The 7,294-nt window shown below is 74.6% G+C and carries 6 protein-coding genes and 3 pseudogenes; 2 read left to right on the top strand and 7 right to left on the bottom strand.

Annotated features, from left to right (window positions below; all coding sequences use genetic code 11):
• Both fahA and ACOJTC_RS20445 read right to left on the bottom strand, forming a co-directional pair.
• Positions 1-1,170, bottom strand: a 1,170-nt coding sequence (gene fahA / locus ACOJTC_RS20440; RefSeq protein WP_420118084.1) for a fumarylacetoacetase, incomplete at its 3' end; no start/stop codon positions are given.
• The gene (locus ACOJTC_RS20445) at positions 1,167-2,018 is read right to left on the bottom strand and encodes a hypothetical protein (protein ID WP_420118085.1); all 852 of its coding nucleotides are present in this window, start codon (positions 2,016-2,018) and stop codon (positions 1,167-1,169) included. The genes fahA and ACOJTC_RS20445, both read right to left, overlap by 4 nt.
• Positions 2,019-2,113: 95 nt before the next feature.
• On the opposite strand from ACOJTC_RS20445, the gene ACOJTC_RS20450 reads away from it, so the two are divergent.
• On the top strand, positions 2,114-3,295 hold the full coding sequence (locus ACOJTC_RS20450; protein WP_420118086.1) for a homogentisate 1,2-dioxygenase: 1,182 nt from the start codon (positions 2,114-2,116) through the stop codon (positions 3,293-3,295).
• Positions 3,296-3,388: 93 nt separating this feature from the next.
• Here ACOJTC_RS20450 and ACOJTC_RS20455 read toward each other — a convergent pair.
• The 5 genes and pseudogenes from ACOJTC_RS20455 to ACOJTC_RS20475 form a co-directional block, all read right to left on the bottom strand.
• Positions 3,389-4,171 (bottom strand): annotated as a pseudogene (locus ACOJTC_RS20455) (hypothetical protein); the annotation flags it as partial.
• Between the two features lie 360 nt (positions 4,172-4,531).
• Positions 4,532-4,729, bottom strand: a pseudogene (locus ACOJTC_RS20460) (tetratricopeptide repeat protein); the annotation flags it as partial.
• Positions 4,730-4,736: 7 nt separating this feature from the next.
• The gene (gene ispF, locus ACOJTC_RS20465; protein ID WP_420118087.1) at positions 4,737-5,219 is read right to left on the bottom strand and encodes a 2-C-methyl-D-erythritol 2,4-cyclodiphosphate synthase; all 483 of its coding nucleotides are present in this window, start codon (positions 5,217-5,219) and stop codon (positions 4,737-4,739) included.
• Between the two features lie 16 nt (positions 5,220-5,235).
• Positions 5,236-5,931: a 2-C-methyl-D-erythritol 4-phosphate cytidylyltransferase gene (gene ispD, locus ACOJTC_RS20470; protein ID WP_204927118.1), complete on the bottom strand. Its 696-nt coding sequence runs from the start codon at positions 5,929-5,931 to the stop codon at positions 5,236-5,238.
• A gap of 54 nt (positions 5,932-5,985) precedes the next feature.
• Positions 5,986-6,471, bottom strand: a complete 486-nt coding sequence (locus ACOJTC_RS20475; RefSeq protein ID WP_007073334.1) for a CarD family transcriptional regulator — start codon at positions 6,469-6,471, stop codon at positions 5,986-5,988.
• 334 nt (positions 6,472-6,805) lie between these two features.
• Here ACOJTC_RS20475 and ACOJTC_RS20480 point away from each other — a divergent pair.
• Positions 6,806-7,294, top strand: a pseudogene (locus ACOJTC_RS20480) (hypothetical protein); the annotation flags it as partial.

The raw sequence follows: 7,294 nt of genomic DNA on the forward strand, positions 1-7,294 counted from the left end.
GACCTCGCCGAGGGCGATGGTGGAGCCGTCCGGGCCGGGCGCGGTGGCCCGCAGCGTGACGGTGTCGCCGTCGGCGAGGAAGGTGCGGGTGTCGCCGCCGACGGTGACCGGTTCGGCCCCGCCCCAGGTCAGTTCCAGGAACGAGCCCACCTGGCCACGCTCGGGGCCGGAGACGGTGCCCGAGGCGTACAGGTCTCCGGTCCGCAGGGACGCGCCGTTGACGGTGAGGTGGGCCAGCTGCTGGGCGGGGGTCCAGTACATGCCGGCGAACGGCGGCTCGGTGACCCGCTCGCCGTTCCACTCGACCGCAAGCCGCAGGTCGAGGCCCAGATGCGGGGTCTGGCGCAGGTAGTCCTGCACCGGCGGGTCCTGCTCGGGGGCCGGCACGAACGCGTCGGCGAGGGCGTCCAGCGGGGTCACCCAGGCGGAGACGGAGGTGGCGAAGGACTTGCCGAGGAACGGCCCGAGCGGCTGGTATTCCCACGCCTGGATGTCCCGGGCCGACCAGTCGTTGACCAGCACCACCCCGAAGACGTGGTCGGCGAAGTCGCCGGTGGGCACCCGGTCGCCGAGCGCGCTCGGCACGCCGACCACGAAGCCCACCTCGGCCTCGATGTCGAGGCGTACGGACGGGCCGACGGTGGGGCCCTCGCCGGTGGCGCGCTGCCCGCTCGGGCGGACGACCGGGGTGCCGGAGACCACCACCGTGCCGGCCCGGCCGTGGTAGCCGATCGGCAGGTGCTTCCAGTTCGGCAGCAGCGGCGGCTGGCCGGGGCGGAAGATCTGCCCGACGTTGCCGGCGTGGTGCTCGGAGGAGTAGAAGTCGACGTAGTCGGCCACCTCGAACGGCAGCAGCAGCTCGACGGCGGCCAGCGGCACCAGCAGCGGCTCGACGGCACCCCGGTGCGTCGGGTCGGTGAGCAGTTCGACGAGGCGCTGCCGGACCGAGGTCCACTGCGGGCGGCCGAGCGCCATGAAGTCGTTGAGGGTGGGCCGGCGCAACGCCCCGGCGGCGAGGACCAGCCCGGCCTCCTCGGCTGCCGCCAGGTCGAACACCAGGTCGGCGACGCGTACGCCGATCCGGGGTGGCCGCCCGTCGTGCCGGAACACCCCGTACGGCAGGTTGGTCACCCCGTACGCCGAGCCGTCCGCGCCCGTCACCCAGCTCATCGGTCGAATCCCCCGTTCACCAGCCCCAGCCGGATCAGATCGGTCAGTGGTTCCCGCACGCTGCACGAGCCGAACCCGATCCACAGCGGACGGTCGTCGTCCCGGGCCGCCCGGACCGGTTCGACCACCCGCAGCGGGTCGGTGTCGGCGAGCAGCGCGGCGACCGCGTCCACCTCGGCGTCGCCGGCGGCGGCGAGGGTGGCGGCCAGCACGTTGCCGAAGCCGTGGTGGGTGAAGCCGGTCTCCGGGTCGATCTGGCGCAGCGCGTGGTGCAGCCCGGCGGTCAGCTTGAACGGCAGCGCCCGGTCCCGGCAGGCGCAGATCACCGCGGCCAGCTCGACGGGGGTGGGGAAGAGTTCGGCGGCCAGCCCGCCGGTGCGGAACTTCGCGGCGACCGGTTCGCCGGCCGCGCGGGCCTCGGCGAGGGTGTCCAGCGCGGCGGTGAGCCCGAAGGTCAGCGGCAGTTCGGCGTACCAGTCGAGGTCACCGTGCCCGGCGAGCACGCCGCGCAGCGCGGCCAGGCCCGGCTGGGGGTCCTCGCCGCGGCGGGCGACGGCCACCTCGACCTGCCGGACGGCGATGCCGGCGGCGGCGAGCCCGGCCAGCGCGGCGGGCACCCCGGCGACGCCGGTGTCGCCGATCAGCCCGGTCACCGTGCCCTCGGGCAGGCCGTCCGGCCCGCCGACGGCGGAGGCGGGCACCAGCAGCGGACCGACCAGGTCGGCGTACCAGGAGGTGCGGTGTCCGCGGTGCGCCGCGATGGCGTCGGGCAGCGACGCGCTGCCGGGCGGGAAGACGGCGGCGTCGTCGACGAGTCCGGCGAGGAGGCGGGGGACCTGCGTTGACACGAGACAAGAATCTACGGGACGCTGTCAAGGAACGGACAGCGACGTCCGGTTATCGGACGCCACCGGCCGGATATCGGGACAATACGGGAGGCGACATGCCGTACTACCGCAGCGTCGGCGAGGTTCCCCGCAAGCGGCACACCCAGTTCCGCCAGCCCGACGGCAGCCTCTACACCGAGGAGCTGATGGGTCAGGAGGGCTTCTCCGCCGACTCGTCCCTGCTCTACCACCGGCACCCGCCGACCGCGATCGTCGCCGCCGAGGAGTTCACCCCACCCGGGTACACCCGGCTGCCCAACCACCCGCTCAAGCCACGCCACCTGCAGACCCACAAGCTCGACGGCGCGGGGGCCGACCCGGTGCTCGGCCGGCGTCACCTGCTCGCCAACGACGACGTCCGGATCGGGTACGTGCTGGCCGATCGGCCGTCCCCGCTCTACCGCAACGCCACCGGCGACGAGTGCCTCTACGTCGAGGCGGGCACGCTGCGGCTGGAGTCCACCTTCGGCGCGCTCGACCTGGTCGCCGGCGACTACGCGGTGATCCCCACCTCGACGGTCCACCGGCTGGTGCCCACCGGCGACGCCCCGGTCCGGCTGCTCACCATCGAGGCCACCGGGCACATCGGCCCACCCAAGCGCTACCTGTCCGTACGCGGCCAGTTCCTGGAACACTCCCCCTACTGCGAGCGGGACGTCCGGGGGCCGGACGCGCCCCTGCTGGTCGACGGCACCGACGTGGAGGTGCTGGTCCGCCACCGGTCCCGGGCCACCGGCACCGCCTGGACCCGGCACGTCTACGCCCACCACCCGTTCGACGTGGTCGGCTGGGACGGCCACCAGTACCCGTGGGCGTTCTCCATCCACGACTTCGAGCCGATCACCGGTCGCCTGCACCAGCCGCCACCGGTGCACCAGACCTTCCAGGGCCCCAACTTCGTGATCTGCTCGTTCGTGCCCCGCAAGGTCGACTACCACCCGGACGCGATCCCGGTGCCGTACCACCACCACAACGTCGACTCCGACGAGATGCTCTTCTACACCGGCGGCAACTACGAGGCCCGGCGCGGCTCCGGCATCGGGCAGGGCTCGATCTCGCTGCACCCGTCCGGCTTCACCCACGGCCCGCAGCCCGGCGCGGCGGAACGCTCGATCGGCGTCGACTTCTTCGACGAACTGGCCGTCATGGTCGACACCTTCCGCCCCCTCGACCTCTGCGACGCCGCCGTCGAGTGCGAGGACCCGGGCTACGCCTGGACCTGGAACCGCCAGCCCTGACCCTCCGGGTGCCTCGATCGGTCGAGGTTCGGCGGCGGTTTCCCGGGCACGTCGGCTCGCCCAGCCGTCGTTGGTCGGAGGTGGGGCGCGAGGCTAGGAGACGCCCGCACGGGTGGCGGCGATCAGGGTCGCCGGCACCGCGAGGGCGATCGCGAGCACCAGCGGCCACGGGCTGCCCACCAGGGCGAACAGCAGGAGCAGGGCCGGCCCGGCCGGGACGGCGTACACGGCGAACGCCAACGCGCGGTCCTCGCGGCGCAGCGCCGGCAGGACCACCCGGCCCAGCTCGGGCACCCGCCGGGACAGCCGCCAGGCCAGCAGCGCGCCACCGGCCGCCGCCAGCACCGCCACCACCCGGCTCGCCCCCGCCCCGCCGGCGGCCAGGAACGCGAGCAGCAGGCTGGCGACCAGCGACCAGCCGCTGCCGATCAGGACGAGCCGACGCAGCCCGGCCCAGAGCGGCAGCTTCTCGGCCCGCGCCGGCTGCACCGGCGCCAACGCGGCCACCTGTTCCAGCGCCAGCACCCAGCGCCGCCGCTCCAACCGCAGCACCCCCGGGTCGTGCCGCGCCTCGGCCAGCTCCGGATCGAGCCGCAGCGCCTCCCGGTAGGCCCGCTCGGCCAGGTCGAACAACTCCAGCCGGCCGGCGACCAGGGCCAGCACCAGATGCGCCTGCGGCTCGTCGGGGGCCAACTCCACCCCACGCCAGGCCGCGTTCAGCGCCGGCTGGCCGTTGCGCGCCTCGGCCAGGATCGCCGCCGCGCTCCGCTGGGCGTACGCGTCACCCGGCCCGGCCGCCAGGATCCGATCGGCGGTACGCGCCGACTCGGCGTACTCCCCCAGGTCGGCGAGGGCGATGGCCCGGACGACCAGCGCGGCGGTCGGCACCCTCGCCTCCCCCGACGGGCCGGATTCGCCGGCCGGGGCGGGTGCACCGCCTGGGCCGGGAAAGGACGGCGTCCCCGGCTGGTCGGAGCCGAGAGGCGGTGCGGGCCGGTCCGGCGACGATCCGGACGGGTCGGGCAGGGTCGGAGGGCCCGCCTGCCCCGGCGCCGCCCATGATCCGGTAGGGCCGGCCGGTGCCGGCCCACCTGACCGGTCAGCCGGGCCCGAGGGAACAGCCGGCGCCGGAGGCGGCACAGGCGGCCCTGGCGGCACAGGCGGACCCGGGGGCACAGGCGGGTGCGGCGGTCCGGGGAGCGGTGGGGTGTCGGGGCGGGGTGGGGCGATCGCCGCGTCGGCGGCGGCGAGCGCCTCACCGGGGCGGCCGGCGGCGAGGTGCAGCCGGGCCAGCAGCGTCAGCGCGGCCGGGTCGGCGGGGGCCAGGGCGAGCGCGAAGCCCAGTTCCTCGGTGGCCTCGTCGTGGCGGCCCAACTCTGCCAGGAGCTGGGCCCGCTGCCGGTAACCGTCGAGGGGCGACTCGTCGTCGGTCATCGCGGCCCTACCCGGCCGACGCGTCGTAGACCAGGGCCACCGCGATGCCGGCGAGGCCCTCGCCCCGCCCGGTGAAGCCGAGGCCGTCGCTGGTGGCGGCGGTGACGGTGACCGGTGCGCCGACCGCCGCGGAGAGCACCTGCTGCGCCTCCTCGCGCCGTGGCCCGATCCGGGGCCGGTTGCCGACTACCTGCACCGAGACGTTGCCGATCGCGTACCCGGCGGCGCGGACCCGGCGGGCGGACTCGGTGAGCAGCGTGACCCCGGAGGCGGCGGCCCACTCCGGCTGGTCCACCCCGAAGTTCGCCCCGAGATCACCGAGCCCGGCGGCGGAGAGCAGCGCGTTGCAGGCGGCGTGGGCGACCACGTCGGCGTCGGAGTGCCCGGCCAGGCCGTCCTCGCCCGGCCAGTGCAGGCCGGCCAGCCAGCACGGCCGGCCGGCCGCGAAGGCGTGGATGTCGGTGCCGACGGCGACCCTGGGAACGATCATGGATCGAGGGTACGCGTCAGTGCCCGGCGGCCAGCAGGTGCTCGGCCAGGGTCAGGTCGAACGGGCGGGTGACCTTCAGCGCGTACTCGGAGCCGGGGACGCAGAACACCGGCACCCCCTGCTGCTCGACCAGGCCGGCGTCGTCGGTGAGCGGGTCACCGGCGGCGGCGTGCGCGGCGGCGAGCACTCCCCGGCGGAAACCCTGCGGGGTCTGCACGGCCCGCAGGGCAGACCTGTCGACGGTGGTGAGGACGACGCCGGCAGCGTCCACCCGCTTGATCGTGTCGCTGACGGGGAGCACCGGGATCACCGCGTCGTGCCCGGCCCGGACGGCTGCCGCCACCGCCTCGACGAGCGCGGGCGGGGTGAGCGCCCGCGCCGCGTCGTGCACCAGCACGATGTCGGGTCCGGACGGCACCGCTGCCAGCGCGTTCGCCACCGACGCCTGGCGTTCGGCACCGCCCGCCACCACCAGGACCGGGGCGACCGGGGTCAGCAACTGCCGGACGGCGTCGACCTCGGTGGCCGGCGCGGCGACGACGACGGTGTGCACCGACGGGGCGGCGGCGACCCGGCGTACCACGTGCACCAGCAGGGGTTCACCGCCGAGGAGCCGGAGCGCCTTGGGACCGCCCGGCCCGAGCCGTACGCCGGCACCGGCCGCAGGAACGAGGACCGCGACGTCACCGCGCGGATTGAGCTGCGCGGTCACGTCGCGGTCCTCGGGAATTCTTCGCTGCGGGGTGGGTACGACGATGCGGTGGGATCAGGCCTCGGTGAGGACCTTGTCGAGCAGCGTCTCCGCCTCGTCCTTGGTGCTCTTCTCAGCCAGCGCGACCTCGCCGACGAGAATGTCGCGGGCCTTGGCGAGCATGCGCTTCTCACCCGCCGACAGGCCCCGCTCCCGCTCCCGACGCCACAGGTCGCGGACGACCTCGGCGACCTTCAGCGGGTTGCCGGAGGCCAGCTTCTCCAGATTCGCCTTGTAACGCCGCGACCAGTTGGTCGGCTCCTCGGTGTGCGGTGCACGGAGCACGTCGAAGACCTTTCCCAGGCCCTCTTCGCCGACCACCTCACGCACACCCACGATCTCGGCGTTCTCGGCCGGCACCCGGACCGTCAGGTCACCCTGCGCGACCCTCAGGACGAGGTACTGCTTGGGTTCGCCCTTGATGACCCGAGTCTCGATTGCCTCGATGAGTGCGGCCCCGTGGTGGGGGTAAACAACGGTCTCGCCGACGCTGAAAACCATAGGTTCGAAACCCCTTTCGCTGTGTCTAGGGTAACACGCTCAGGCACCAATGTCCCGCTGCCGTCCTGACCGTTGGCGCAGCTCAGGGGCCCTGTGAGAGGCGTTGCTTCGGCTTGACAGGCGGCCAAACCAGTGGTTCAAACACGCTCCGTGAGCAGCGGATGACAACCCGGTACGGGTGATCGGAGCGCGGATTTCTCCAGCTGTGCGCTTCTCCCATGGTAGCCCGGCGGCGCTCCGGCCGCCCAGGTCTGGCGGCAGGAGGGTCCGTGCGGGACGCTGGAGGGGTACCGCACCCGCTCGCCGCACCGCTGACCCGGGGGGTCCGATGGGCATGCCCGACGCCGAGGGACACGGACTGCCCGACCTGCCACCGGAGTGGGGGCGGGTGGTGGTGCCGGACGACGCGTCGGCGCTCGCCGAGGAGGCCGCCCAGCTCCGCCGCGAGCTGCGCCGGCAGGCCCGGTCCGGCCGGTGGCGACGCCGGCTGGGGTTGACCGCGCGCCCCGACGGGCGGCCACCGCTCGGGCTACCCCTGCTGATACTCCTGGTGGCCGTGCTCACCACCACCGTCGGTCTGGTCACCGTCACCTGGCCCCGGTCGTCCCGGGGGACCGAACGACCCACCGTCCTGCCGCAGACGGGCACATCGGTGCCACTGGTCGGGCGGTCGCTGCCCGCACTGGACCTGGTCGACGTCGCCCAGCGGCCGGTCCCGCGGCGCCGCCTGCTGCCCCCGCTGATCATCCTGGTCGACCGCGGTGCCAGCGCCGAACCCGTGGCCGCCGCCGCCCGCGCCGCCCCCGACGGGGTGCAGGGGGTG

It is taken from the genome of Micromonospora sp. (assembly GCF_048594385.1).
GTDB lineage: Bacteria > Actinomycetota > Actinomycetes > Mycobacteriales > Micromonosporaceae > Micromonospora > Micromonospora wenchangensis.

Bases quoted from the DNA above. Each gene is read 5' to 3' on its own strand.
- ACOJTC_RS20450 (WP_420118086.1), top strand. From the start codon at position 2,114: ATGCCGTACTACCGCAGCGTCGGCGAGGTTCCCCGCAAGCGGCACACC.
- ispF (WP_420118087.1), bottom strand. From the start codon at position 5,219: ATGATCGTTCCCAGGGTCGCCGTCGGCACCGACATCCACGCCTTCGCG.
- ACOJTC_RS20475 (WP_007073334.1), bottom strand. From the start codon at position 6,471: ATGGTTTTCAGCGTCGGCGAGACCGTTGTTTACCCCCACCACGGGGCC.